At 60.1% G+C, this 25,621-nt stretch carries 27 protein-coding genes; 8 read left to right on the top strand and 19 right to left on the bottom strand.

Annotated features, from left to right (window positions below):
- Window positions 1–15: 15 nt before the first annotated feature.
- The 3 genes from dapD to FIU92_RS14685 all read right to left on the bottom strand — a co-directional run bounded on the left by dapD (window position 16) and on the right by FIU92_RS14685 (window position 2,507).
- The gene (dapD, locus tag FIU92_RS14675; protein ID WP_152459315.1) at window positions 16–843 is read right to left on the bottom strand and encodes a 2,3,4,5-tetrahydropyridine-2,6-dicarboxylate N-succinyltransferase; all 828 of its coding nucleotides are present in this window, start codon (window positions 841–843) and stop codon (window positions 16–18) included.
- 108 nt (window positions 844–951) lie between these two features.
- A complete protein-coding gene (locus FIU92_RS14680; protein WP_152459316.1) occupies window positions 952–1,551 on the bottom strand; it encodes a GntR family transcriptional regulator in 600 nt (199 codons plus the stop codon).
- Between the two features lie 44 nt (window positions 1,552–1,595).
- Window positions 1,596–2,507, bottom strand: coding sequence for a threonine/serine dehydratase (locus FIU92_RS14685; RefSeq protein ID WP_152459317.1), 912 nt, complete (start codon window positions 2,505–2,507; stop codon window positions 1,596–1,598).
- 79 nt (window positions 2,508–2,586) lie between these two features.
- Between FIU92_RS14685 and FIU92_RS14690 the strand changes: the two genes are divergently transcribed.
- Together FIU92_RS14690 and FIU92_RS14695 are read left to right on the top strand one after the other, a co-directional pair.
- Window positions 2,587–3,429: a TIGR00730 family Rossman fold protein gene (locus tag FIU92_RS14690; protein ID WP_152459318.1), complete on the top strand. Its 843-nt coding sequence runs from the start codon at window positions 2,587–2,589 to the stop codon at window positions 3,427–3,429.
- A 3-nt stretch (window positions 3,430–3,432) separates the two neighbouring features.
- Complete coding sequence (locus FIU92_RS14695) at window positions 3,433–4,530, top strand: cystathionine gamma-lyase (RefSeq protein WP_152459319.1); 1,098 nt, start codon at window positions 3,433–3,435, stop codon at window positions 4,528–4,530.
- On the opposite strand, the gene FIU92_RS14700 is transcribed toward FIU92_RS14695, so the two are convergent.
- Window positions 4,531–4,914: a hypothetical protein gene (locus tag FIU92_RS14700; RefSeq protein WP_152459320.1), complete on the bottom strand. Its 384-nt coding sequence runs from the start codon at window positions 4,912–4,914 to the stop codon at window positions 4,531–4,533.
- Window positions 4,915–5,074: 160 nt separating this feature from the next.
- On the opposite strand from FIU92_RS14700, the gene FIU92_RS14705 reads away from it, so the two are divergent.
- The 3 genes from FIU92_RS14705 (at window position 5,075) to FIU92_RS14715 (ending at window position 8,052) form a co-directional block, all read left to right on the top strand.
- Window positions 5,075–5,995, top strand: a complete 921-nt coding sequence (locus tag FIU92_RS14705; protein ID WP_152459321.1) for a DnaJ C-terminal domain-containing protein — start codon at window positions 5,075–5,077, stop codon at window positions 5,993–5,995.
- The gene (locus FIU92_RS14710; RefSeq protein WP_152459322.1) at window positions 5,992–6,330 is read left to right on the top strand and encodes a hypothetical protein; all 339 of its coding nucleotides are present in this window, start codon (window positions 5,992–5,994) and stop codon (window positions 6,328–6,330) included. Before FIU92_RS14705 ends, FIU92_RS14710 begins: the two co-directional genes overlap by 4 nt.
- A gap of 63 nt (window positions 6,331–6,393) precedes the next feature.
- Window positions 6,394–8,052, top strand: a complete 1,659-nt coding sequence (locus FIU92_RS14715) for a U32 family peptidase (protein ID WP_152459323.1) — start codon at window positions 6,394–6,396, stop codon at window positions 8,050–8,052.
- Window positions 8,053–8,058: 6 nt separating this feature from the next.
- Here the strand turns inward: FIU92_RS14715 and FIU92_RS14720 are convergent, their stop codons facing one another.
- The 4 genes from FIU92_RS14720 to FIU92_RS14730 form a co-directional block, all read right to left on the bottom strand.
- Window positions 8,059–8,676: a cytochrome P460 family protein gene (locus tag FIU92_RS14720; RefSeq protein WP_152459324.1), complete on the bottom strand. Its 618-nt coding sequence runs from the start codon at window positions 8,674–8,676 to the stop codon at window positions 8,059–8,061.
- Window positions 8,677–8,961: 285 nt separating this feature from the next.
- A complete protein-coding gene (gene rlmN, locus FIU92_RS14725) occupies window positions 8,962–10,149 on the bottom strand; it encodes a 23S rRNA (adenine(2503)-C(2))-methyltransferase RlmN (RefSeq protein WP_152459325.1) in 1,188 nt (395 codons plus the stop codon).
- A 117-nt stretch (window positions 10,150–10,266) separates the two neighbouring features.
- Window positions 10,267–10,437 (bottom strand): hypothetical protein, encoded by a 171-nt coding sequence (locus tag FIU92_RS22830; protein WP_171119963.1) that lies wholly within the window; start codon window positions 10,435–10,437, stop codon window positions 10,267–10,269.
- 142 nt (window positions 10,438–10,579) lie between these two features.
- Window positions 10,580–11,116 carry an invasion associated locus B family protein gene (locus tag FIU92_RS14730; protein WP_152459326.1) on the bottom strand — a complete coding sequence of 179 codons (537 nt, stop codon included), beginning with the start codon at window positions 11,114–11,116 and terminating at the stop codon, window positions 10,580–10,582.
- Window positions 11,117–11,295: 179 nt separating this feature from the next.
- Here FIU92_RS14730 and FIU92_RS14735 point away from each other — a divergent pair, with 179 nt between their 5' ends.
- Complete coding sequence (locus tag FIU92_RS14735; protein ID WP_152459327.1) at window positions 11,296–12,294, top strand: asparaginase; 999 nt, start codon at window positions 11,296–11,298, stop codon at window positions 12,292–12,294.
- Window positions 12,295–12,298: 4 nt separating this feature from the next.
- Here the strand turns inward: FIU92_RS14735 and FIU92_RS14740 are convergent, their stop codons facing one another.
- From FIU92_RS14740 to FIU92_RS14790, 11 genes are all read right to left on the bottom strand, one after another.
- Window positions 12,299–12,619, bottom strand: coding sequence for a YciI family protein (locus tag FIU92_RS14740; protein WP_152459328.1), 321 nt, complete (start codon window positions 12,617–12,619; stop codon window positions 12,299–12,301).
- Between the two features lie 22 nt (window positions 12,620–12,641).
- Window positions 12,642–13,070 carry an SRPBCC domain-containing protein gene (locus FIU92_RS14745; protein ID WP_152459329.1) on the bottom strand — a complete coding sequence of 143 codons (429 nt, stop codon included), beginning with the start codon at window positions 13,068–13,070 and terminating at the stop codon, window positions 12,642–12,644.
- Window positions 13,058–13,387, bottom strand: a complete 330-nt coding sequence (locus tag FIU92_RS14750; RefSeq protein WP_152459330.1) for a helix-turn-helix transcriptional regulator — start codon at window positions 13,385–13,387, stop codon at window positions 13,058–13,060. Before FIU92_RS14750 ends, FIU92_RS14745 begins: the two co-directional genes overlap by 13 nt.
- A gap of 42 nt (window positions 13,388–13,429) precedes the next feature.
- The gene (gene serB / locus FIU92_RS14755) at window positions 13,430–14,308 is read right to left on the bottom strand and encodes a phosphoserine phosphatase SerB (RefSeq protein ID WP_152459331.1); all 879 of its coding nucleotides are present in this window, start codon (window positions 14,306–14,308) and stop codon (window positions 13,430–13,432) included.
- A 36-nt stretch (window positions 14,309–14,344) separates the two neighbouring features.
- Window positions 14,345–15,073, bottom strand: coding sequence for a metallophosphoesterase family protein (locus FIU92_RS14760; protein ID WP_152459332.1), 729 nt, complete (start codon window positions 15,071–15,073; stop codon window positions 14,345–14,347).
- A gap of 119 nt (window positions 15,074–15,192) precedes the next feature.
- Window positions 15,193–16,788, bottom strand: coding sequence for a phosphoglycerate dehydrogenase (gene serA / locus FIU92_RS14765; protein ID WP_152459333.1), 1,596 nt, complete (start codon window positions 16,786–16,788; stop codon window positions 15,193–15,195).
- A 64-nt stretch (window positions 16,789–16,852) separates the two neighbouring features.
- Window positions 16,853–18,007: a phosphoserine transaminase gene (locus tag FIU92_RS14770; RefSeq protein ID WP_152459334.1), complete on the bottom strand. Its 1,155-nt coding sequence runs from the start codon at window positions 18,005–18,007 to the stop codon at window positions 16,853–16,855.
- Window positions 18,008–18,202: 195 nt separating this feature from the next.
- A complete protein-coding gene (gene gcvP / locus FIU92_RS14775; RefSeq protein ID WP_152459335.1) occupies window positions 18,203–21,058 on the bottom strand; it encodes an aminomethyl-transferring glycine dehydrogenase in 2,856 nt (951 codons plus the stop codon).
- Window positions 21,059–21,237: 179 nt separating this feature from the next.
- The gene (gcvH, locus tag FIU92_RS14780) at window positions 21,238–21,603 is read right to left on the bottom strand and encodes a glycine cleavage system protein GcvH (RefSeq protein WP_152459336.1); all 366 of its coding nucleotides are present in this window, start codon (window positions 21,601–21,603) and stop codon (window positions 21,238–21,240) included.
- A 17-nt stretch (window positions 21,604–21,620) separates the two neighbouring features.
- Window positions 21,621–22,718, bottom strand: a complete 1,098-nt coding sequence (gcvT, locus tag FIU92_RS14785) for a glycine cleavage system aminomethyltransferase GcvT (protein WP_152459337.1) — start codon at window positions 22,716–22,718, stop codon at window positions 21,621–21,623.
- A gap of 285 nt (window positions 22,719–23,003) precedes the next feature.
- Complete coding sequence (locus FIU92_RS14790; protein ID WP_152459338.1) at window positions 23,004–24,191, bottom strand: Zn-dependent hydrolase; 1,188 nt, start codon at window positions 24,189–24,191, stop codon at window positions 23,004–23,006.
- Window positions 24,192–24,327: 136 nt separating this feature from the next.
- Here FIU92_RS14790 and FIU92_RS14795 point away from each other — a divergent pair, with 136 nt between their 5' ends.
- A complete protein-coding gene (locus FIU92_RS14795) occupies window positions 24,328–24,978 on the top strand; it encodes a histidine phosphatase family protein (RefSeq protein ID WP_152459339.1) in 651 nt (216 codons plus the stop codon).
- 18 nt (window positions 24,979–24,996) lie between these two features.
- Window positions 24,997–25,611 (top strand): glutathione S-transferase family protein, encoded by a 615-nt coding sequence (locus FIU92_RS14800; RefSeq protein ID WP_152459340.1) that lies wholly within the window; start codon window positions 24,997–24,999, stop codon window positions 25,609–25,611.
- Window positions 25,612–25,621 lie beyond the last annotated feature (10 nt).

Here is a 25,621-nt window from a genome sequence, read left to right on the forward strand (position 1 = left end):
GTACAACCGGGAAAATCAGTCCCGCAGCAATTCGTTGATGCCGGTTTTCGACCGGGTCTTTTCATCCACCCGCTTCACGATCACCGCACAATACAGGTTGATATTGTTCTTTGACGGCATCGAACCCGCGACGACCACGGAATAGGGTGGGACTTCGCCATATGTCACTTCGCCGGTTTCGCGATCCACGATCTTGGTGGATTTGCCAATGAACACGCCCATCCCCAGAACCGAGCCTTCGCGGACGATGCAGCCCTCGACCACCTCGGAGCGCGCGCCGATAAAGCAGTTGTCCTCGATGATGGTCGGGCCGGCCTGCATCGGCTCCAGCACGCCGCCGATGCCAACACCGCCCGACAGGTGGACGTTTTTGCCGATCTGCGCGCATGAACCAACGGTCGCCCAGGTATCGACCATGGTGCCTTCATCCACATAGGCGCCAAGGTTGACGAACGATGGCATCAGCACCACGCCCGGCGCGATATAGGCCGACTTGCGGACAACGCAGTTGGGAACCGCGCGGAACCCGGCCGAGCGCCATTGATCTTCACCCCAACCGGCGAACTTGCTGTCCACCTTGTCCCACCAGCCGCCGTCTTGCGGACCGCCAGTCTGGATTTCCATGTCCTTGATGCGAAAGCCCAGCAGAACCGCTTTCTTCGCCCACTGGTTCACATGCCAGTCGCCGTTTTCCAGCTTTTCAGCAACACGCAGCGACCCGCTGTCCAGCGCGTTCAGCGTGTCTTCGATCGCTTCGCGTTGTTCACCTGCCGTGGCGGGTGTGATCGTGTCGCGCGCCTCCCAGGCGGCTTCGATGGCGGCTTCCAGTTGCGCGTTGGACATGGGGCGTCTCCCTACAGAATCTGTTCATGTTGGTTTGGCCTATACGCAAGCCAGGCCCATGGCGCAATGCGACGAACACGGGCCGTTTTGCGGCTGACAGGCCCGTAATCAGCTGGCGCGGCGTATATGTCGGGTCAGAATACCTTTTGCCGTGCTCAGGTCCTTCCGCCTGAGCGCCTGAACAAGCGCCGCGTGGTCCTTGTCTGTCTGCTGCACCCATTTCGACCGCCAGTGCGCAAACAAATGGCGTGCGCTGGCGATATGCAGGTCGTCAATTGCATGCAAAAGCCGGGGCAACCCGCAAGGCGTCAGAATGCAGCGATGGAACGCTCTGTTCAGAGCCTCCCATTGGGGCATCGTCTGCGCCTCGTCACAGGCGATGCGTGCGCGATCGATCTTTTCCAATGCGACCGGAGACATGTTCTGCACCGATTGCTGCAACGCCAGTGTTTCCAGCGCCACGCGCATTTCGATGACCTCTCGCACCTCTGCCGGGTCCAGCGCCGTGACCCGCATGCCCCGGCGCGGTTCATGCCGGGCCAATCCATGCGCCTCAAGCCGCAACAGGGCTTCCCGCACCGGAACATGGCTGGTGTCGAAGGCGCGGGCAATATGATCCTGCCGCAGCTTTTCCCCGGCGCTCAGCTCTCCGGTTATGATTTGCTGGCTGAGGTTCTGGTAAATCGTGTCCGAGATCGTAGCGGTCATAAATTATAGATAAAATCTACGGCAGCTATCCTCAACCAGATAATTCACCCCGCAAGCGGGTCCGGGGCGATATTCGCACCACACACCAGAACGGCCACGCGTTCGTCCGGTTCGGGCCGATACACGCCCGAGGTCAAGGCTGCCAACGCCGTAGCGCCCGCCGGTTCCACCAGAATACGATGCGCCTGCCACAACGCCTTCTGAGCCGCCGCGATGGCATCATCCGACACCAGGACCGACGTCATCCCCTGTGCCAGGTCGAAACAGATCTGCCCGATCCGGCGCGCGCCCAGCGCATTTGCCGCGATGCCGGATACGGAAACATCCACCGGTTCACCGGCCTGCAACGCCGCATTCAATGCGCAGGAGGTCTGGGGTTCGACCGCCACGACCTTGCGCGCTCCGTCGAACCAGGCCAACGCCCCGGCGATCAGCCCACCCCCGCCCACGGCGACCAGAACCGTATCTGCCTGTAGCCCCTGCGCATCCCATTCCGCAAAGCAGGTCCCCTGCCCCGCCACGGTAGCCGGCGCATCATAGGCGTGAATCTGCATCGCTCCGGTTTCCGCTTCATGCGCCTGCGCCTGTGTCAGCGCATTGGCGTATTCGCCGGGCACAACGCTCAGATCCGCTCCGGTTTGCCGGATCAATGCAATCTTGGATGGCCCCGCCAGTTCGGGCACGAAAATCTTGGCCGGATATCCAAGCGCCTGCGCCGCAAAGGCCGCCGCTGCACCATGATTGCCGCCGGATGCAGCCACGACACCTGCATCGGGTACGTCGAGGCTCAGCAACGTATTGAACGCACCGCGCGCCTTGAAACTGCCCGTGTGCTGCATGTGCTCCAGCTTCAGCTCAATGGGATGGCCCGGAATTCGGCTCTCGATCACCGGCGTCACCTGCGTATGTCCGGCGATACGATCCCGCGCCGCTGATATTTCGCTCTTCCAATTCATTCTTGTCTTTCCGTGACTGGCACTCTGCCCGCGAACCCTATAGCTGTTTGGAAAACACGCAAGCAGGGATCGATCACCCATGAGAGAAGACCGCCACAATCCGTTTCGCGATGCGCAGACAGATCGCTCGACCGCGAGCGAAGTGCCGGACACGCCGCAAACGCGATCGTCCGCCTATCGCCTTGCCTTTGCCGATGACGAATTCCTGTGCCGGGACGAGCTGCGCCCGGTGCGTCTGCAACTGGAATTGTTGAAACCCGAGATGATCATGAGCGAACGCGAGATCACCTCGACCATCGTGATGTTCGGCGGCGCGCGCATCCCTGAACCATCGCAGAAACACACCGCACGAACGGAAACGCTGGCTGGTCTGTCGGCCTATTACGACGAGGCGCGCGAGTTCGCGCGGCTGATGACCGTGAAATCGAACGAGACCGGCTGCCGTGAAAACGTGATCGTCACGGGCGGCGGCCCCGGTGTGATGGAGGCAGGCAACCGTGGGGCACAGGACGCGGGCGGATGTTCTATCGGGCTGAATATCGTTCTGCCGCACGAACAGGCCCCGAACCTTTATGTGACGCCGGATCTCAGCTTCAACTTCCATTATTTCGCCATCCGCAAGATGCACTTCCTGATGCGCGCCCGCGCGATCACGATTTTCCCCGGCGGTTTCGGAACCATGGACGAGCTGTTCGAATCCCTGACCCTGATTCAGACCGGCCGGATGGACCGCGTGCCCTTCCTGCTGTTTGGTCGCGAATTCTGGGAAAAGGTCATCAACTGGAAAGCGCTGGCCGATGCCGGAACCATCTCGGACGAGGATCTTGATCTGTTCCGCTTTGTGGACACGGCGCAGGAGGCGGTCGAGATCATCGAAAACTGGGAGCCCGCCCCGCCCCGCGACGAAATTCCGGGGCGCTGAACCATGGCACCCAAGACCGGAGAGATGCTGCATCTGCGTGGAAATGCCCTGAGCAAGGGCGAACCCGTAGCGCTGCCACTGACCCAAAGCAGCATGTACCACCTGCCGGGCACCCCGGACGGGCGGGCGAGTTACGGTCGGGTGGACAACCCGACCTGGGTGCATCTGGAGCATGTTCTGTCGCATTTGGAAGACGCGCCCTGCCTCAGCTTTCCCTCGGGCATGGCGGCGATTTCCGCGGCACTGTTTGCCACCGTAAAGGCCGGATCACGCCTGCTGATCCCCTCCGATGGCTATTACGTGACGCGCCTTTTGGCCGATCGTTTCCTGTCGCGGCTGGGTGTGATCGTTGAGGAACGCCCCACCACCGCCTTTGCCGACGGCGGTTTTGACGGGTTCGATGTGGTCTTTGCCGAAAGCCCCTCGAATCCCGGGTTGGACATGATCGATCTGACCGAGGTGGCGGATCGGGTGCGCGCTGCCGGGGGCATAACCATTGCCGACAATACGACGATGACTCCGCTGGGTCAGCGTCCTCTTGATCTGGGCATCGACGTAGTCGTCTCGTCCGATACCAAGGCGATGGGCGGGCATTCCGACATGCTGATGGGCCATGTGGCCAGCCGCAACGGCGACATCATGGAACGGGTCGGGGAATGGCGGAAAGTCTCTGGCTCCATACCGGGGCCACATGAAGCATGGCTGCTGCATCGCGGCCTTGAAACGCTGGACGTTCGGTTCGACCGGATGTGCAGCTCGGCCGAAGTATTGGCCGAACGCCTGGCGGCACATCCCGCAGTGAAACAGGTGCGCTATCCCGGGCTGGCCAACGACCCGTCGCATAAACTGGCGCAACAACAGACCACACGTTTCGGCTTTCTTCTGTCGCTGACGCTGAACAGCGAAGACCAGGCCGAAGCCTTCATCAACAATTGCCCGCTTCTGCGCCCGGCCACGTCATTCGGAGGCGTCCACAGCTCGGCCGAGCGGCGCGCGCGCTGGGGCGACGACGTTGATCCGGCCTTTATCCGCCTGTCCGTCGGGTGCGAACCCGTGGAAGAATTGTGGCACGCTATCGAAGCCAGCCTGAACGCTGTGTGATTACTTTTTGGGCTCACGCAGTTCTTTGAACACGTAGATCGGCAGCACCACGCTGGCGATCAACGCCCCCAGCCAGACCAGCAATGTTGCCGCAAGCAGGTTCGAAACCCCGCCAACGGTCAGCCCGGCAGCAATCAGGTCGGTCACGAAAAGGCCCACGAAGGTCACGATCAGGGCGATCCCACCCTTCAGGGCGGGCGCTTTCTTTTCGCCCAGTTTCAGGATCAGGGGTTCAGCGACAACTTGTACGACGGTGAAGACTATCACCACCACGATGAACGAGATCGGCTTGATCGCAAATCCCGACAATATCAGCGCGGCAAGCAACAACCCAATGGCATTCCCGGCCAGCAGGGCCAGGGCGGATTTTATTCTGCGTGACATGCGGCGGTCTCCGTCATTCGACAATTATAAATATGCAGATACTATCAGGTCTGCGGGATTTTACGAAACAATTCAATCGCCTCTTTCGTTTTACCCGTTGAAATCTCATGGTAGAACACCTTCATCCTGATCAGACCCGTCCTTGACCTGAGAGAGTGATATGAGCGACGACCCCTACACCGTTCTTGGTGTCTCGAAGGACGCCAGTACAGCCGAGATCAAAAAAGCCTACCGGCGTATCGCCAAGGATTGCCATCCGGATCTGAAACCGGGCGATGACGCGGCTGAGGCCAAGTTCAAGGCCGCCGCGGCTGCTTATGATCTGTTGAAAGATCCTGAAACACGTGCGCGTTTTGACAACGGGGAAATAGACGCCTCGGGTCAGGAGCGCCCGCAACAGCAGTATTACCGGGACTATGCCGAGGCCGCTGGAAACCCCTATCGCGGGCGTCAGGCCGATCCCGACGACATGTCAGACGTCTTCGCCGAGTTCATGCGTGGTCGCGGCGGTTTTGGGGGCCAGCGCGGCCACCAGTTTCACGCACCGGGTCACAATCTGAACTACTCGCTTCAAATCAGCTTCCTGGACTCCGTGTTCGGCGCCAGTCAGAAATTGACCTTGCCGGATGGGGACAGGATCGAAGTCAAAATCCCGGCCGGGATCACCGACGGCCAGACCATCCGGTTGCGCGGCAAAGGCGCGCCGGGATATGGTGAAGGCCCTCCGGGCGATGCTCTGGTAACTGTCTCGGTCGCCAGCCATCCGGTGTTTGATCGTCAGGGCGACGACATCCACATCACCCTGCCCATCACCATTGATGAGGCGATTCTGGGCGGCAAAGTCCCCGCCCCTACGATTGATGGCGGCGTGAATGTCAGCGTACCGGCGGGCACCAGCAGTGGTAAAACCCTGCGATTGCGGGGCAAGGGTGTCAAAAAACGCGGCTCATCCGAGCGTGGGGATCAGTTGATCGAACTGACCGTCTCGATGCCCGACAAAATCGATGACGATCTGAAACAGTTCATGGAGACCTGGCGCAAAACACACAGCTACGACCCGCGGAAAGGAATGCCGTCATGACCCTGACCGAGAAGGAACTGATCGAAACCGTCGCCCGACTGACCTCGGATCGGCTGACCGAATATCTGGCGGCCGAGATTGTGATCCCCGAACAATCAGACCAAGGGCTGATCTATCACAGTATCGACGTCGCCCGTCTGGAACTTGCCTGCGAGTTGCACGAACAGTACGACATGGAGGCAGATGCACTGTCGATGATGATCTCGCTGATTGATCAGATGCATGGGCTGCGGGCCGAGTTGCGCGAGGTTTTGAACGCGGTCGAGGCTCAACCCGAACCAGTTCGTCAGCAACTGGTTGAAGTGATCGGCACAGCGCGATTCCGTCGCAGATAACGGGGTTTTGGACTCGAAACATTTGGATTAGAAGGCCGGCTTGATCCTTTTACAAGTGGCGCCATGACCCAGTCCAGATCCGAATTGCTGATGCCTGCGGGCAATCTGCGCAAGCTGAAACTCGCTGTCCTTTACGGGGCGGATGCGGTGTATCTGGGCACGCCCGATATGTCGCTGCGCACGAAATCCGAGTTTTCGCTGGAAGAGGTGATCGAGGGCGTCGAGTTCTGCCACAGCCATGGCCGGCGCGCCTATCTGACGCTGAACCTGTTCTCGCACAACAAGGACATCCCGAAGCTGGACGAATATATCGACACGGTCCGCAAAGTGCAGCCGGACGGGTTGATCATCGCCGACCCCGGCGTGTTCCAGTACGTGCGGGACCGCGCGCCGGAACTGCCGCTGCACATCTCGACCCAGGCCAATATCTGTTCCTGGCTGTCGGTGAAGTACTGGCAGGATCAGGGCGCGGAACTGGTGGTTCTGGCGCGCGAGGTTTCCTACCCCGAACTGGTGGAGATCCGCGAAAAATGCCCCGACATCAAGCTCGAGGCCTTCGTCCACGGTGCCATGTGCATGACCTATTCGGGCCGTTGCCTGCTGTCGAACTTCATGGCGGAACGCGGCGCGAACCAGGGCAACTGCGCAAATTCCTGCCGCTGGAACTATGCACTGAAACTGCGCCTGAAGGATGGCACCCATCAGGAATTGCGCATCACCGAGGAAAACGCCGACCTGTTCGAATTCCTGCTGGAAGAAGGCTGCCGCCCCGGCGATCTGATGCCGATCGAGGAAGACGACCGCGGTTCCTACATCCTCAATTCGCGCGATCTGTGCATCATGCCCAAGCTGGACGAATACCTGAAGATCGGCGTGGACAGCCTCAAGGTCGAGGGGCGCGGCAAGTCGGAATACTATGCCGCCATCGTCGCGCGCGCCTATCGCATGGCCATCGACGATTACTATGCCGACCCCGAGAACTGGGACCCGAAACCCTATATGCGCGAGTTGGAGACCGTGGGAAACCGCGGCTATACGCTGGCCTTCCACGAGGGGCGCCTGACCAACTACGCCCATGATTACGAGCACACGGCATCCATCGCGCAGTGGGAATATGCCGGGATCGTCACCGAAGTGACCCAGGAGGCCTTTCTGGTCGAGGTAAAGAACAAGCTGGAACCGGGCGATGTACTGGATTTCGTCTCGCCCATCTCGCGCGAGACGGTTCTGCTGCGGGTCTATGATTTCGAACGCGCATCCGATGGCGCGCGGATGGACGTGGTGCATGGCAGCACCAAAACAGTGATCCGCCTGCCCTTCACCCTGTTCGACCACGAGGATATCGACGATCTGCGCACCAGGTTCCCCGCCTATTCCGTTCTGCGCAAGGAACGCGCCCTGACCGACGAACACTGGAGCCGCATCCGCTTTGACAAGCTGGTGCAGGGTTTGGAAACCTCGGGCCGTGACAACCCTGGCGCCTATGCCCGCCGTCGCGACGCCCTGGTTGAAAAGATCGGCGAAGACGGCAACGAACGCCGTTTCAAAACCAACCGCATCGGCACCGAAGGCTGCTGCGGCAAGGGCTGCAACGGTTGCCTGATCTTCTGGCAGGACGACAAATACGCGCTGGCCCGTGAAGTTCTGTCAAAGCGCAAACAAGGCGAGCAGCTCAGCCGCCGCGAGGCGACGGAATTGAAGCTGCCGGGCGAAAATGCCTGAGTTGGCTCAATCGCGCGTCCGATAGTCTTCCGGCACGTAAAACGTATAGTCCCGATCTGCCACCTGTTCGTGACAGACATGGCAATACGCCACGGCGCCGGCGCGGTCGCCCATAGTGTCCCCAAATACCGAGCCGTCCGGCAAGACCATGATGTAACGCCAATCCGCCGTGTCCGGGCTGGCACCTTCTGTCAGTTTCTCCATTACGAACATGGCACCGGGATGCACGTGACCTTCATCCGTCACGGTCATGCTGTCCTTGGCAAGAACCGACCCCATGGGAAGTTCTTCACCTTCCTGCAACGTCCCGTAGTTATGCGCCATGCGATTGGCATAGCTGTTCACATACCTTTGCCCGTGGGTTGCCGAAATATAGGGCGCATCGTTGAAAAGCGGCCAGCTTTGGTAGTTGAGGATCAGGTCCAGTTGCGCCACGGCGTAGCCACGCGCCATGCGGCGATTGAGGGATCGGTAGTGTTCCAAAGCCTCTTGTTTGCTCAACTCGGCAGGGTTTTCGATTGCGATATGAGCGTCCTGGCCGTCAGCGAAGGCCAAGCCTGAACCCGAGACGATAGCAAGCGCAGCGGCACCAAAACGGATGATCGAAAAAGAACTTGCATTCATAATCGTGGCCCACCTGAAAATCAGTTCACCCGAGCGCATTCTGCACCACTTGGAACAGTCTAGCGGAATCGCAAAAACTTGCCATCTCTGACCCGAACACCTCACCGCCTTGTGCATCGAATTGAAGAGGCAAATTCAGCGACGGGCACGGCAAATATAGCAAATTATGCATGTGGTTTCAGCATCTGAAACATTAAGTTTGAACAAAACACTTGTGACGTGCAGACAAAGCCAGAAAACACTTAAGGCGCGATCTGATCAAGCCTGGCCCAGATGGATCAAACCCTATCGGCTCAGACCCGTTTCGGCCTCGATTTGTTTGCGTGACTTGCGCGCCCGCTCGGTGGCCGACTTCAACTGACCACAAGCTGCCATGATGTCCTCACCGCGCGTCTTGCGGATCGGCGAGGCATAGCCGGCCTGATAGATGATGTTGGCGAAAGCGCGGATACGGTTGTTCGAGCTGCGCTTGTATGGTGCCCCGGGCCATTCGTTGAACGGGATCAGGTTGATCTTGGCCGGAATGCTGTGGCGCTTGATGTGATCGATCAGACGATGCGCATCTTCGTCACTGTCATTCACACCATCCAGCATCACATATTCAAACGTGATCCGTTCAGAGTTCGAAGCATTGGGATAGCTGGCCAAAGCTGTCAGCAGTTCCTCGATGTTCCAACGCTTGTTGATTGGCACCAGAATGTCGCGCACCTCGTCAGTGGTGGCGTGGAACGAGATCGCCAGCAGGCACCCGATTTCCTCGGCCGTGCGCGCGATCTCGGGCACCACGCCCGAGGTCGACAGGGTAATCCGCCGACGCGACAGAGAAATGCCCTCGGGGTCCATGGCGATCTTCATCGCGTCGCGCACGTTTTCGAAATTGTAAAGCGGCTCGCCCATGCCCATCAGAACGATGTTCGACAGCAGGCGGGTTTCGTCCTTGGGTGCGCCGGGGGTTGGCCATTCTTCAAGATCGTCACGCGCCATCATGATCTGACCGACGATTTCTGCGGATGTTAGGTTTCGTACAAGTTTCTGGGTTCCGGTATGACAGAACGAACAGGTCAGCGTGCAGCCCACCTGAGACGAGATGCACAGGGTTCCGCGATCTTCCTCGGGGATATAGACCACCTCGACCTCATGCCCGCCGGCGATGCGGCACAGGTATTTGCGGGTGCCATCCTCGGACACCTGACGCGTCACCACCTCGGGGATTTCGATCACGAAATGCTCGGCCAGTTGTGCACGATAGGCTTTGGCGAGATTTGTCATCTGGGCAAAGTCGCGCACACCCCATTGATAGATCCATTGCCAGATCTGGCCTGTGCGCATCTTGGCCTGTTTCTCGGGCGTGCCGTGTTCAATCAAGGTCTCGCGCAACCTGTCGCGCGAAAGACCGACAAGGTTTACCTTCCCGTCGGGCAGTTTGCGCGGGATGGTCATGACGTCTTGGGTGATCGGCGCTTTGGGCGACATTGGCGTATCTCAAAGGAATCGGGCTTGGGATGCGCCTCTATATAGGAACCTGCGCAAAGATCAAAAGGTTTCCTAAGCCGGCAGGCCCGGCACGATTCACATGCCGGGCCTTTTTGATCAGTTTACCGGCGGCGGTGTGTAGCAATCACTGGCGTCCAGGGTCTGAACCGGATCTTCCGGGCCACATTGCTCGCCCGATATCGGATAGGAATCAGCGTTCTTCTCGCAAGCGCTCAGCACGGCGACGGATGCGGCAAGAACCAGAGTGATCCAAGTTTTCTGTTTCATCACGATGTCCTCTCTTGGTGGCTGAACCACTTAGTTCACATTGCCGAGTGCGAAACTTTGATACGGATCAAAACTGGCAGATGACCAGACGTCAAAAGCCCCGCGACCAGGCGGGGCGCTTTGAGCAATCGGCGCGATAAGATCAGTTGGAGCAGCGCTTCTCAGCGTCTTCAATCGCTGCGGTAAAGCCCAGCAGCGAGAAGGTGTCTTTCGTCTGCGTACCGCGCTCGGACCGGGCGGTCAGAACAGCCTCGGTTCCGCGCTTCAGGGCGGTGATGATCTTGGCATCATCCGCGTCCGATGCAGCCCAGGCCCATTCGCCTTCCGTGAACAGTTCGAACTCGGTCCCGTCCACATTCAGGTTCACCGTCGAACCCGCGGCAAACGGGTAGCCGCCAGTAAAGGTCAATTGGCCTTTCACCTCGGCATTCGGGCGATAGAACACAAACAGCAGGATATCGCTGCGCCGTACGGAAACCACACGTCCACCGCGGGTGTTTACGGTTTCCTTGGGTGCCGAGACGCTCCAGCATTCGGTGGGATCGTCTTCGACAAAAACGCTCCAATCCGTTTTTGCAGCAACGCGGTTGGTGCTTGTCGCCTGTTGGGCGATTGCGGATGTTGCTGCGATGCCTGCCACACACAGGCCCGCTATCGTGCGAACGAGCATTGATCCCATTTGTCCAGCCTCCTAGCTCGACCCTTACCTCATACCCATCGGACACGTCTGCGAACCCTGCCGGTTCGTCTATTCGTTTGCGTCTTCCGATGATTGCCGACATACACACACTAACGCAGATTTCGCCACAGGCGAAAGGGCGATTGGCAGAATTTTGCGCATAAATTTCGGAGGTCCAGATGACGCAGCCCGTACCCATGACAGAACTTTGGCGCGGCCCTCTGCTGGAAAGTCTGCATCTGGGTCATGCGGTTATTTGCGATGACACGGGCCAGATCGTGCGCAGTTGGGGCGACCCGCAATCCGTCATATATCCGCGGTCATCCGCCAAGATGATTCAAGCGCTTCCGCTGGTCACATCAGGGGCGGCGGCGAAATACGGGCTGACCAGCGAACACCTCGCGTTGGCCTGCGCTTCGCATAACGGGGCGGCAATCCACACGGATCGCGTGACGGCGTGGCTGGACCATCTGGGGTTGAACGAGCACGATCTTCGGTGCGGCCCACAGGAGCCCGCCGACACCGCCGCGCGCGACCGGCTGATTTTGGCGGACGATACGCCTTGCCAGATCCACAACAACTGTTCCGGCAAGCATTGCGGCTTTCTGACTCTGGCACAGCATATGGGCGCCGGGCCGGAATACCTTGAAATTGATCATCCGGTGCAACAAGCCTGCCTGTCTGCCGTCGAAGAAACAACGGGCGAGACCAGCCCGGCATACGGCATCGATGGCTGTTCCGCCCCGAATTTCGCCACATCTCTTTTCGGTTTGGCACGTTCGATGGCTTGGTTTGCTTCAGCCGCAGACCGGTCCGACCGTTCCAGCGATGCAGCGATGCAGCTGGTGGCCGCGATGGTGAAACACCCGGAACTTGTTGCCGGTGAGACCCGGGCATGCACCGAACTGATGCGCGCGATGAACGGACGTGTTGCCATCAAAACCGGGGCCGAGGCCGTGTTCGTGGCCATCATCCCGGAAAAAAGCATGGGCGTTGCGCTGAAGATCACCGATGGCACCACCCGCGCCAGTGAATGCGCGATTGCCGCGATACTGGTAAGCCTTGGCGTGCTGGAGGCCGATCACCCTGCCACCCGCAAATTCATGAACGCCACGCAATACAGCCGTCGCGGGCTGGAATGCGGCGTGATCAAACCTGCGACGGGTTTCCCCGACTAAGGCCTCACATCTCGATTTCGTGGATTTCGGCCACTTCAACCGAGCCTGTGCCGTTGACGACCATCGGACAGCCCTTGGCCATCTCGGTCGCAGCGTCGATATTGTTAGCTTTGATCACCGTGAAGCCCGAGGCCGGGTTTGCGCCGCCGTTATCGACCACTCCGTTGTTGCTGACGGTGTAAGACTGCCCCACCGGGTTTCCGGGGATATCGAGGGCGTCGCCCATATCCTGGAACCAGGCACCCCAGGCGGCCATGGTCGCCTCGATCTCGGCGGGGTCGGTCGGGGTGTGACCCCCGTGATAGACAAACAGAAACTTGGGCATATCGCTCCTCCGTAACAAAAAACTAAGTGCAAAGTGCTTCGAGTTTGCGCAGCGAAGACGTCCAACCCTGAGTGTGGTTCGCAGCTGCTTCGGCATCGGCCAGTTCACGGTGGTCCAGCACAAGGCGGGCACCGTTTTCGGTTGCGGCAACGGAAAGGGTCACGTGGCTTTCGGCACCGCGTTGATCCTGATCGTCATGCCAACCCCATGTAAAACCCACTAATTTAGGCGGGTCGACATGCGTCACGTGGCCCGAGACCTTGTATTGCTGGCCCTCGCCATTCTCCATCACCGAGTACCAAGGACCGGTACGCGAGAAATCCAGGTTGTGGTCCGGCACGTGCATCCCTTCGGGCCCCCACCACTGAAGCAATCTGGTGCCGTCACTGATCCAAGCAAACAGTTCTTCGGGACTTACGGGGAATTCCCGTTCCAGTTTCAGGTCGGCCATGAATTCTCCCTTTCGATTATTTCACTCAGACGATCCAGGCTGCCTTCCCAGAATTGCCGCTTGGAAATCGTCCAGTCGGCAATCGCCCGCAATCCTTCGGATCGGATGGAATACATGCGCTGGGTTCCTTGCACGCGCTGCTGCACCAACCCGGCCTCGCGCAGCACCTTGAGGTGGCGCGAAATCGCCGCGCCGGACATGCCGCGCCCTTCGATCAGATCACCGGCAGGCAGTTCGCCCTGCTCCATCAGTTGCTCGACAATCGAAAACCGGGTGGCATCGGACAAAGCGGAAAACGTGGTCAGAAGTGTGTTCATACCCCTTATTTAACACAAATGTTAAATAAAAGATAGCCCTGATCAGCCGCCTACGAAATCGGCGCGGCTATAGCCTTGCAGGTAAAGCAGCGCCGTCAGGTCGCCGTGATTCACCCGCACATCACATTGTGCGGCCACGGACGGCTTGGCATGAAGGGCAACCCCGGTCCCGGCCCGGCCAAGCATTCCAAGGTCATTGGCCCCGTCACCCACGGCGATCACGTCACTTTCCGACAGGCCCCGACGCGTTGAAATCTGCGCCAGCGCTTCGACCTTGGCCTGACGCCCCAGAATAGGACGCGCGACGTCTCCGGTCAGCTTGCCATCTTCCGCCAGCAAAATGTTGGCACGGTTTTCATCGAACCCCAAAAGCTCTGCCACCCGGGCGGTAAAGGCCGTAAAGCCACCGGATACCAATGCTGTATAGGCCCCGTTGGCCCGCATCGTCGCCAGCAATTCCCTGCCTCCGGGCATCAGGGTGATCCGTTCCCGCAGAACTTTGCCGATGACGCTTTCATCCAGATTCTTAAGCAAACCAACCCGCTCAATCAGGGCGCCTTCGAAATCAAGCTCTCCGTTCATGGCGCGGGCCGTTATGTCCTTGACCCGGTCGCCGACGCCGGCCTCATCCGCCAGTTCGTCGATACATTCCTGCTGGATCATCGTGCTGTCCATATCGGCCAGCAGCATCTGTTTGCGCCGTCCTTGCACAGGTTGCACGATCAGGTCCACCCCCATCCCTTGCAGGTCCGCCCAAACGTCCCAGCGATTGTCGGGGATGGCGTTCAACTCGAACTCTGCCGCCTCATCCGGGTTGAGCCAGAGGATGTCCCCGCCACCCCACGCATTGCGCAATGATTCGGGCAATGCGCTGTCCAGCGAAGGCGCTGCCGGATTGGTCAGCAAAGTGGCGACATACATCTTCAATCTCCAAATTTCTTGGCCGGGCGAGGTGATCTAGGGGGTCAACGGCAAACGGCCCTGATCGGTCAATTCCCAGCAGGTCTGCCCTTCGAACACCGCGACACCCACCGGGCGCCCATATCCGGCACCTGTGTCCAGATTGACGCGATTTCCATAATGCGTTGCCCGGTCTACCGGAGTATGGCCATGCACGATCAGCTTGGGATGCGGGCCCCGATGGGCATGAAAATCCTGCCTGATCCAGACCAGGTCGTTGTCGCGCTGCGCGTTGAGCGGTACGCCCGGGCGAATGCCTGCGTGAACAAAGGCAAGCTCGGGCGTCTGATGCATCAGAACCAGATCTCGCAAAAAGGTCAGGTGCGATTTCGGCACCGCCGCCTGCGCCATCTGATGCAGATCTTCCAGGCGAATCTGGCCTTCGAATTCCACCCCATAACTGCGCAGGGTCTCGACCCCACCCAGCCTTTCATGCAGCCAATGATAACCGACAAGCAAATGCGGATCGTGACGCGGCGTATCCTCCATGAACCAGGCGAACATGCGATCATGGTTGCCCAGCAGAGTGACCCAGTTCAGGCCCGCATCGCGCCCGGCAATCAGACGCTCGATCAGCCCGCGGCTGTCAGGGCCGCGATCCACGTAATCACCCAGAAACACGATCTGGGCGTCCGGGCCGCCATCGCCCCGGATCAGAGACAGCGCACGTTCCAGCTCGGCCACCTGCCCGTGCAGATCACCAACAACGTAGACAGGCTGTGTCATAGATCCTCCGACGGTAGGGTTCAGCTCGCTTGTGCCGCAGATTGCAGCCCGAGAAAACAAAGGACCCGGGCCTTCGGTCAACCGGGTCCTGAACTGTTTCTCAAACTCAACAGGCCACGTCAGGTGACATCAAATTCCAGCGGCTTGATCTGCGTGAACAGACCCGTTTCCGCCAGCTTGGCGCGTGCCTCGGCCGGAACGGGTTCGTCGACATAAAGCAACGCAATCGCTTCTCCGCCGGCCTCGGATCGACCAAGGGTAAAGTTCGCGATGTTGACGTTGTTTTCGCCCATGGTCTGCCCCAAAGCACCGATGATGCCCGGCACGTCTTCGTTGGTGGTGTAGAGCATATGGGCACCGACCTCGGCGTCGATATTGATGCCCTTGATCTGGATGAACCGCGGCTTGCCGTCGCTGAACACGGTGCCACCGATGGAACGCTCGCGCTTGTCGGTCACAACGGTAACTTTGATATAGCCTTCGAAGGCACCCGATTTGTCCTGATTGGTGGTCGAGATCTTGATCCCACGTTCCTTGGCGACAACCGGGGCCGACACCATGTTCACCTCGGGGTTGAACTTCTTCATGATCCCGGCGACCACCGAGCAGTTCAACGCCGCCAGATTCATTTCAGCGGCCACACCATCATACAGGATATTGATCGCCTTGACCGGCTCATCCGTCATCTGGCCGATGAAGCTGCCCAGATGGCCGGCCAGCTTGATCCACGGCCCCATCACCTTGGCTTCTTCCGCCGTCACACTGGGCATGTTCAAAGCGTTCTCGACCGCACCTGTCAGCAGATAATTCGAGATCTGCTCGGCCACTTGCAGCGCCACATTCTCCTGCGCTTCAGTCGTTGCCGCACCAAGATGCGGCGTGCAGACCACGTTGGGCAGGTTGAACAGGGGGTTGTCCTTGGCGGGTTCTTCACTGAACACGTCAAACGCGGCGCCCGCAACGTGACCGGATTGCAGCGCCTCGGCCAAGGCATCCTCATCGACCAGACCGCCCCGAGCGCAGTTGATGATGCGCACGCCTTTCTTGGTTTTGGCAAGGTTTTCACGGCTCAGAATACTGCGGGTCTGATCCGTCAGCGGCACGTGCAGGGTGATGAAGTCGGCGCGTGACAGCAACTCGTCCAGCTCTACCTTTTCCACGCCCATCTTGGCGGCTTTCTCTTCGCCCAAATAGGGATCATAGGCGATGACTTTCATCTTCAGGCCAAGCGCGCGCTCGCACACGATGCCACCGATATTCCCCGCACCAATGACGCCGAGCGTCTTGTTCGTCAGCTCGATCCCCATGAATTTGGACTTTTCCCACTTGCCCGCATGGGTCGAAGTCGAGGCCTCGGGGATCTGCCGCGCCACGGCAAACATCATTGCAATGGCGTGTTCGGCAGTGGTGATCATGTTGCCGAATGGCGTGTTCATCACGATCACACCTTTTTTCGACGCTGCTTCCTTGTCGATATTGTCAGTGCCGATTCCGGCGCGGCCGATCACCTTCAGCTTGTCGGCTTTTTCCAGAATGGTCGGCGTGACCTTGGTGGCCGAGCGGATGGCAAGACCGTCATACTGGCCGATCACCTCGGCCAACTTGTCCTTGTCCTTGCCCAGATCAGGCATGAAATCCACGTCGATGCCGCGATCACGGAAAATCTGAACGGCGGTTTCGCTGAGTTTGTCGGAAACGAGTACTTTGGGAGCCATGTTTGTGGTCCTTGAATGTATTGAAAGGTCCGGGCCGATGCGGCCCGGTGAAGATGGGATGCGATCAGGCGGCTTCTGTTTGCGCCGCGATTTCGGCCTCAAAGGCCCATGCCAGCCAAGGCAGCATCGCTTCGATATCCGAGGTCTCGACCGTACCGCCGCACCAGATCCGCAAGCCCGCAGGCGCGTCACGATAGGCACCGATGTCCAGCGCGATATTCTCGGACTCCAGCCGTTTGGCCACGGCCTTGGCAAAGCTTGCGCCGTCCTGAATTCGGGCGTCGGTGAATTTCAGACAGACGGATGTGTTCGACCGCGACGCTGCGTTTTCGGCCAGGTTTTCGATCCAGTCGTTCCGGTCGCAGAACGCATGCACGGCATCGGCATTGGCGTTCGCGCGGGCAATAAGGCCCTTCAGACCGCCCACCGAGCGCGCCCAATCCAGTGCAAACAGATAATCCTCAACCGCCAGCATCGACGGCGTGTTGATCGTCGCCCCCGTGAAGATGCCTTCGATCAGCTTGCCACCCTTGGTCAGGCGGAAGATCTTCGGCAGCGGCCATGCAGGGGTGTAGCTCTCCAGACGTTCAACGGCGCGCGGCGACAGGATCAGCATCCCATGCGCGGCCTCACCGCCCAGAACTTTCTGCCAGCTGAAGGTGGTCACATCCAGCTTGTCCCAGGGCAGGTCCATCGCAAAGGCAGCCGAGGTTGCGTCGCAGATCGTCAGACCCTGACGATCATCGGCGATCCAATCGCCATTCGGTACGCGCACGCCCGAAGTCGTGCCATTCCAGGTAAATACGACGTCATTGGCGAAATCGACCGATGCCAGATCCACGATCTGTCCGTAATCGGCGGTCTTCACCTCGGCGTCGATCTTAAGCTGCTTGACCACATCGGTCACCCAACCGGACCCAAAGCTTTCCCACGCCAGCATCTCGACCTTGCGTTCGCCCAATAGCGACCAAAGAGCCATCTCAACCGCGCCCGTGTCCGAGGCGGGAACAATGCCGATCCTGTAATCTGCCGGAATGCCAAGCACCTCGCGCGTACCTTCGATGGCCGCTTTCAGCTTGTCCTTGCCAACAGCGGCACGGTGCGAGCGTCCCAAGGCCGCATCGGCCAGTTTGGTCAGATCAAATGTGGGGGGTTTGGCGCAAGGGCCCGAGGAAAAACGCGGATTGGCCGGCCGCGTCGCCGGTTTTTGAGTACTCATCTGTATTACCCTTCCAGATACACGCCCCTCGTTGGGGAGGGGTGTCCCACGCAAAGAGCTATGGGCCCTTCGCACCCGCAGCAAGCGAAAAAGACGCTTCGCTGGGTAAAAACGACATCCAAAAAGGGCACAAATCAGAACATGAGTTTCCTATTGGCGAAAAACCCCGCCGAAACTCGGCGGGGTTTTTTGATGTTATTCCGCGGCGTCTTCGTATGCGTCCATTGGGGGGCATGTGCAGACGAGGTTTCTGTCGCCATATGCGTTGTCGACGCGGTTGACGGGGGACCAGTATTTGTCGACGCCCATGGAACCCGGCGGGAAGCAGGCTTGTTCGCGGGTGTAGGGGCGGTCCCAGTCGCCGACCAGATCGCGCACCGTGTGGGGGGCGTTTTTCAGCGGGTTGTTTTCCGCGTCGATCTTGCCATCGATGATGTCCTGTGCTTCCGCCCGGATCGACAGCATGGCATCGCAGAAACGATCCAGCTCGGCCATGGGCTCGGACTCGGTCGGCTCCACCATCAGGGTTCCGGCCACCGGCCAGCTCATCGTCGGCGCGTGGAAGCCTGAATCGATCAGGCGCTTGGCCACGTCATCGACGGTGACATGCGCCTCGGCGTCCAGCGGCCGGGTGTCGAGGATGCATTCATGCGCCACACGCCCCGTTTCCGAGGTGTAGAGGATCGGATAGGCATCCTTGAGCCGCGCCGCGATGTAGTTGGCGTTCAGGATCGCCACCTTGGTCGCCTGGGTCAGACCCGCGCCGCCCATCAGCAGCACATAGGCCCAGGACACGGGCAGGATCGAGGGCGAGCCGAAGGGCGCCGCCGAGACCGGACCCACGGCGGTGCCGTATTCCGGGTGCCCGGGCAGGTGCTCGGCCAGATGCGCCTTGACGCCGATCGGACCCATGCCGGGACCACCGCCGCCATGCGGGATGCAGAAGGTCTTGTGCAGGTTCAGGTGGCTGACATCGCCGCCGATATCGCCGGGGCGCGACAGGCCCACCATGGCGTTCATGTTGGCGCCGTCGATATAGACCTGACCGCCGTGATCATGGGTGATCTGGCAGACCTCCTGCACGGTGGTCTCGAACACGCCATGGGTCGACGGGTAGGTGATCATGCAGGCGGCCAGATGATCGGAGTGCTTTTCCGCTTTGGCGCGGAAGTCGGCGACATCGATATTGCCGTTCTCATCCGCCTGCACCGGCACGACCTGCCAGCCCACCATCTGCGCCGAGGCCGGGTTGGTGCCATGGGCCGAGGTCGGGATCAGGCAGACATTGCGGTGCCCTTCGCCGCGCGCAAAGTGATAGTTGCGGATGGTCAAGAGGCCCGCATATTCGCCCTGCGCGCCCGAGTTGGGCTGTTGGCTGATCGCGTCATAGCCGGTGATCTGGCACAGCTTGTCGTTCAGATCGGCGATCATCTCGTGATAGCCCTGCGCCTGATCCTGCGGAACAAACGGGTGCAGGTTGCTGAACTCGGGCCAGGTGACCGGGATCATCTCGATCGTGGCGTTCAGCTTCATGGTGCACGATCCCAGCGGGATCATCGCCCGGTCCAGCGCCAGGTCGCGGTCGGCCAGACGACGCATATAGCGGGTGATCTCGGCCTCGGCCCGGTTCTGGTGGAAGATCGGGTGGGTCAGATAGGCGCTTTCACGCAGCGCATAATCCGGCAGGCGGTATTGCTTGTTCGAGCTGTCATCCTTGCGGTCGATGCCGAAGGCGCCCCAGACCGCCTCGATCGTCTCGGGGCGGGTCTGTTCGTCCAGGCTGATGCCGACGCGGGTCTCGCCCACCTTGCGCAGGTTGACGCCGCGCGCCACGGCGGCCTCCATCACCGTCTTCTGCAGGTGGCCGACCTCGACCGTGATGGTGTCGAAGAACACCTCGGGTTCGACCGAGAAGCCCGCCTCTTCCAGACCGGCAGCCAGACGCGAGGTCTTGCGGTGCACCGATTGCGCGATCGCCTTGATGCCGTCGGGGCCGTGATAGACCGCATACATCGAGGCAATCACCGCCAGCAGCGCCTGCGCGGTGCAGACGTTCGAGTTCGCCTTCTCGCGGCGGATGTGCTGCTCGCGGGTCTGCAACGACAGGCGGTAGGCCTTGTTGCCGCGGCTGTCGATGGACACACCGATGATCCGGCCCGGCATGGATCGCTTCAGCTTGTCGGTGGTGGCCATGTAGGCGGCGTGCGGGCCGCCATAGCCCATCGGCACGCCAAAGCGCTGGGTCGAGCCGATGGCAATGTCCGCGCCCATCTCGCCCGGTGACTTCAGCAGCGCCAGCGACAGGATGTCGGCGGCGACGATGGCGATGGCCTTGTGTTCATGCAGCGCCGCGATCTCGGCGGTGAAGTCGCGCACATGGCCATAGGTGCCCGGATACTGGAAGATCGCGCCGAATACCGCGCCCGCGTCCAGCTGATCCGGGTCGGCGACCTGCACGTCGATGCCCAGAGGCTCGGCCCGGGTCTTGATCACCGCGATGGTCTGCGGGTGGCAGTTCTTGTCGACGAAGAAGGCCGCGTTGTTGGCCTTGGACCGGCCGCCGCGCTTGGCCATCGCCATCGCCTCGGCCGCCGCGGTCGCCTCGTCCAGCAGCGAGGCGTTGGCCACATCGAGCCCGGTCAGGTCGCTGACCATGGTCTGGAAGTTCAACAGCGCCTCAAGCCGGCCCTGGCTGATCTCGGGCTGGTACGGCGTGTAGGCGGTGTACCAGGCCGGGTTTTCCAGGATGTTGCGCAGGATCGGCGCAGGCGTGGTGGTGCCGTAATAGCCCTGACCGATCAGCGAGGTCAGAACCTTGTTCTTCCCCGCCACCTGTTTCATGTGGAAAAGCGCATCGCGTTCCGTCATCGCCGGACCCCAGTCCAGCGGCTGTTTCTGCCGGATCGCCGGTGGGACGGTGGCGTCGATCAGCTCGTCCAGCGTCTTGAAGCCGATCACCTTGAGCATGTCGCGCATCTCGGTCGGGCTGGGACCGATATGGCGGCGGTTGGCAAAATCATAGGCTTCGTAGTCGGTCAGTTTGAAGGCCATTGCAGCGCTCCCATGGATAGGTCAGGGCCGGCGGAGGCTGCGGGAGCCTCCGGCGGGGGTAAGGGCCGTCTTGGAAACTGTCCGGGGGACAGTTTCAGGCCCGAACGGGCGGAGCCCCAAATCAGCGGCTCCGAGTGAAAGATGAAGAGGTGGATCCGCGCAAGGACCCGCCGCCGGGTTTACCCGATGAAGGCCTTGTATCCGGCTTCGTCCATCAGATCCTCGAGCTGCGACGCGTCACTGATCTTGATCTTGTAGATCCAGGCCTCGCCCTCGGGGTCTTCGTTCAGCGCGCCGGGATTGTCGGCCAGCGCCTCGTTCACCTCGACGATCTCACCATCGACCGGTGCATAGAGTTCCGAGGCCGCCTTGACGGATTCGATCACACCGATCTCGCCGTCTTTCTCGAACTCGTCGCCCGCTTCCTGCTGCTCGACGAAGACCACCTCACCCAGCTGTTCAGCCGCGTGTTTGGTGATGCCCAGCGTGGCGGTGTCGCCTTCGACGCTCAGCCATTCATGCTCTTCGGAATAATAGGTTGCCATGTCTCTCTCTCCTGACTTCAACGCTTGTAATTCTGTTTGACGAAGGGCAGCGCCACGATCTGCGCCGGTTGCGCCTTGCCCCGGATGATCAGGTTCACCTTCTCGCCCGGCGCGCCATGGCCCGCGGACACATAGCCCATCGCGATCGGGCCACCCACCGTCGGGCCAAAGCTGCCCGAGGTGATCTGACCGATGCTGTTGCCCTCAAGGCATTGCACTTCCACGCCCTGACGCGCCGGCGCGCGGCCGTCGGGCTTGATGCCCACCAGCTTGCGCGATGCGCCCTCGGCCAGTTCGCGCTGGATACGCTCCGCACCCGGAAAACCACCTTCTTCCTTGCGGCGCTTCTGGATCGCCCAGGCCAACGAGGCCTCAATCGGCGAGGTGCTCTGGTCGATGTCATTGCCATAAAGGCACAGCCCCGCCTCAAGCCGCAGGCTGTCGCGCGCGCCCAGACCGGCGGCCTCGCAATCCTCATGCGCCAGGAAGGCCTGTGTGATCTCGATCGCCTTGTCCTCGGGGATCGAGATCTCGTACCCGTCCTCGCCGGTATAGCCCAGCCGCGAGATGCGGCACTCGACACCGTTGATATCGGCCACGGTGGTTTCCATGAACTTCAGGTCGCGGGCGGCAGGGCAGAGTTCCCCCACCACGTTTTCCGCCGCAGGACCTTGGACCGCAACCAGCGCACGGTCGAAGATCTCGGTCACGTCGACGCCGTCAAGGTTCGCTTTCATATGCGGAATGTCCTGATGGCGCAGCGCCGCGTTCACCACCACAAAATAGTGATCCCCCGCATTCGACACGATCAGATCATCCATGATCCCGCCTTCGGCATTGGTGAAGAACCCGTAACGCGCCTTGCCTTCCTTCAGCGTCGCATAGGCCTGCGGGCACAAAGCTTCCAGCTTCTCACCCACATTCTCACCGCGCAGGATCACCTGACCCATGTGAGACACATCAAACACCGCCGCCTTCTCCCGGCACTGCTTATGCTCCCCCATGATCCCCAAAGGATACTGAACAGGCATCTCCCAACCCGCAAAATCAACCATCTTGCCGCCAAGCTCGACGTGAAGGTCATACAACGGCGTGCGCTTCGGTGTGGTCATGATCCGGTCAACTTCCGATTATCCAAAGGTCAAAATGCATAACCGTCAGTCTGCCCCAAGCCGCATAGAATGCAATGATTCCACCCGGTTTCTAGTGAAACACCGATCCGAAGAAGAGGCGGTATACAGACGCATGCATCATGAATGTTCCTATAGGAAACTATTTTCCGTTAGGCAACAACCCTCGTTTCCATCGCATGAAATCCCCGGCGCCCGACCGAATGCCGGGGGGAGGATTTCACCGTCGATGCAACACCTTCTTCGGGATTTTTCGTTGCAAAGTGGCGTTTAGACAGAGAGAGACCGTACGGCACGCACTAGAGTTTCTAGCCCCGCAATCAAATCGACCTCTGCCGTATCTTCTGCAAAATCATGGCTGATTCCGTCGATCGAGGGCGTGAACAACATCGCGACCGGCATCAGGCGAGACACGTTGGTGGCATCGTGCAAGGCCCCCGAGGGCATTCTGCGCCACCGACCCGGTGCGACCTGTTCCGCACCGCGTTCAAGAGCGCGGCGCAAGGTCGGATCCATGGCAACGGGATCCAGCCCAAGCATGGGGCCGTAATCCAAACTCATCCCCAGTTGCTCAGCGGTTTCTTGTGCTGTCGCCCGGATGATCTCCTCCATCCGGGCCAAACGGTCTACATCAGCATCGCGCCATTGCATCGAGAACCGAGCCCGCCCCGGCACGATGGACGAAGCGTTTGGATGCAGGTTGACCCGCCCGATGGTCCAGACCGTCTGCGGTGTGACGACATTGCGAAACCTCTCATTGAGCCGGGTGTTGAACAGGGACAGGGCCTGAAATGCGTCGCGGCGCAGGTGCATGGGGGTGGTGCCGGCGTGGTTCTGCTGACCTTCGAAGGTGATCGACATATCGCGGATGCCAACGATATCCGTGACAACTCCGATCTGATCTCCGGACGCGTCCAGAGAGGGGCCCTGTTCGATATGCATCTCTATGAAGCCATCGAAACGGGACGGGTCCACGAAGCCCTGGGACAAGTCTGCCATGGAGGATCGGGCCTGGCCAAAGCTGACTCCGGCCCCATCGGTCAACACATCGGCTTTTTCCAGAGACAACCCGCCCGACCAGACAGCAGAACCTGTGGTCACGCCAAACCGCCCCTCTTCGTCCTGAAAGCTGACAACTGAAATGGGACGGTCGACGGAACGTGCGACTTCCAGCGCGGCAATGACGCCCAGGGCACCGTCCAGCCAGCCGCCTTCGGGCTGACTGTCGGAATGTGATCCCATCAGCAGCGAAGGACCGGACGCCAATCCGAACAGGTTTCCCACCGGGTCAAACTGCGGGGTCAGGCCCGCTTCGCACATACGTCCGGCAAGCCACTGGCGCGCAGCGATATCCACGTCGGAATAGGCAGGGCGGACAACCCCCTTGCCCACTCCCGCGGCACCGAATTCACGTAACTTATGCAGGTCGGTCAGAAAACGCGTGTGATCGACGGTCATAAACCCCTCCGAAGGTTTGTTCGAGGCGAACCATAGCCAGAAACAGAAAAGGAGCGAGGTTTTTTTTGACAGGCGTGAAACCCCTCTGGCACCAGAGGGGAACCTGCCCTAAGACTTCGGCGCAAGAGGGACCGACATGTCACATATCACATTGGTGCGTCACGGGCAGGCAAACACAACGGCACGGGACGAGGCAAGCTATGACAGGCTCAGCGACTTGGGGCATCAGCAGGCGCGCTGGCTGGGGGCGCATCTGCGTGACACCCGCAGCCACTATGCCCGGGTCTATTGCGGCACCCTGACCCGTCACGCCGAGACGGCGGACAGCATGGGATTGCACGAGCCAATCCGTGACGCGCGACTGAACGAGATCGAGTATTTCACGCTGGCGCAACTGTTCGAGGACCAACACGGCGTCGCGATCCCCACCGACCGCGAAGGTTTCGTCGAACACCTGCCCAGAACATTTGCGGCCTGGGCCAATGGCGAAATCAAGAACCCGCCGGAAACCTTCGAAGAATTCGAGACGCGCGTGCGCGACGCGCTGCACGAGATCGGGACCGAGGGCGGACCGGCGATCGTCGTGACCTCGGGCGGGTTGATTTCGATGGCGGTGCGGCAGGCGATGGGGTTGGATATCCCGTCAATGGCACGGGTGGCCCTTGCCATCATGAACACGTCGATGCATCGTCTGCATCCGATTGGTGCTCAGCTGAGCCCGGTTCTTTTCAATGCCGTTCCGCATCTGGAAGCCCCCGATCGGCAGTTCGCGCAGACCCACCTGTAACCAGATCGGAGACGCCTGATGCAGCTCTACTATGCACCCCGTACCATCTCGGTCGCTGTTGCGATCGCACTGGAAGAGGCCGGGCTGGAATACGAAGCGGTCAAGCTCGACTTCGCCGGGGGCGAACAGACGAAACCAGCTTACAAGCAAATAAACCCAAAAGGCCGCGTTCCGGCGCTGGTGGTGGATGGCGGCATCCTGACTGAAACCGGAGCCCTGCTGGAATTCGTTTCAGCCAAGGCCCCCGAGGCCGGGCTGGTGCCGGCTGATCCGGTGATGGCTGCCCGGATGCGCGAAGTGATGTTCTACCTTGCCTCGACCATGCATGTGAACCACGCGCACAAGATGCGCGGGCACCGCTGGGCCGACAAGAAATCCAGCTGGAAAGACATGAAAGACAAGGTCGCGCAGACGATGACCGCGTCCTGCGATTATATCTCGTCGAACGGCCTGCGTGGTCCATTTGTGCTGGGCGAGGCGTTCTCGCTGGCCGATGCCTATCTGTATGTGGTGTGCAGCTGGCTGGAAGGCGATGGCGTGGACGTTTCGGCCATTCCCAAAATCGTCGCCTTCCGTGAGGCGATGGAGGCGCGCCCTTCGGTTCAGGCAGTGCGTGTTGCCGGAATGCTCTGACAAAAGGAAA

The organism is Ruegeria sp. THAF33, from assembly GCF_009363615.1.
Classification (GTDB): Bacteria; Pseudomonadota; Alphaproteobacteria; order Rhodobacterales; family Rhodobacteraceae; genus Ruegeria.